General features: G+C 49.0%; 1 protein-coding gene and 1 pseudogene. Both read right to left on the bottom strand.

The window, feature by feature from the left end:
- Window positions 1–132 (bottom strand): annotated as a pseudogene (locus tag R7O13_RS25715) (thiaminase II); the annotation flags it as partial.
- A gap of 18 nt (window positions 133–150) precedes the next feature.
- Window positions 151–827, bottom strand: a 677-nt coding sequence (locus tag R7O13_RS25710; protein WP_318305052.1) for an ABC transporter substrate-binding protein, incomplete at its 5' end; no start/stop codon positions are given.

The following is an 827-nucleotide window of genomic DNA, read 5'->3' as shown; positions in this document are numbered from 1 at the left end:
GAAATCTTGTTTCAAGTAATGCAGAAAACAAGGTTGAGCCAGCGTGCCTTTGGCCAATTGCTGCACGAAGGCATGCTCAGTGTATTCTTGCCAATCTTGGCGGCAAGCGTCGATCAAATCTTGGTATTTCATAATGGGGCTGCCTCGTAATTAGTCAAAGCTCGGTACGTAATCTTTCGCTTTTGGTAGCGTTTCGATGATTTTTTGTGAATACATGAACTCGGCGTAATCGTCGTAGCGTTTTAGGTCGACTGCTGATGGGCGAAGCGCGAAACGAGTTAACGTGTCATTCCAAGCGCGTTCGTTGAGCTCGTTGTTTAGCGTGTCTGGCGAGTAAGCGACAAACTCTTTCCAAGACTCTTTAGGGTGGTTGACGATGTAAGTGGTCGCTTGCTCCAGCGCTTTGTTGAACGCTTTAATAGCCGCTTTGTCGTAGGTTTTTGCATTCGCCACAAACACCAGTTCGTCATACGCTGGTACGCCGTGTTCTTCTGGGAAGAAGGCTTTGGCTTTGTAGCCTTCTAGCGCAAGTTGGTTGGTTTCGAAGTTGCGCAAGCCGCCCCAAATAGCGTCTACTTTCCCTGATGCGAGAGAGGAAGAGAGTGCCCAACCGACGTTGATGATTTGCACGTCAGAAAACTTCACGTTCTCCTGCGCAAGCATGGTGCCGATTGTCGCCTCTTCGTTACCTGCGATCGCAATACCGATTTTCTTGCGTTTAAGGTCGCCAAGGTTGTCGTTCTTGCCGTTATCCAACACCATAAATGTGTTGAGGGGAGTAGCAATCAAGGTCGCAGAGCGAATTAATGGCAAGCCAGCCGCTACGT

Source organism: Vibrio sp. Y176, from assembly GCF_033438945.1.
Note: the sequence above shows the minus strand (reverse complement) of the source record. Positions and strands in the feature narration are given on the sequence as shown.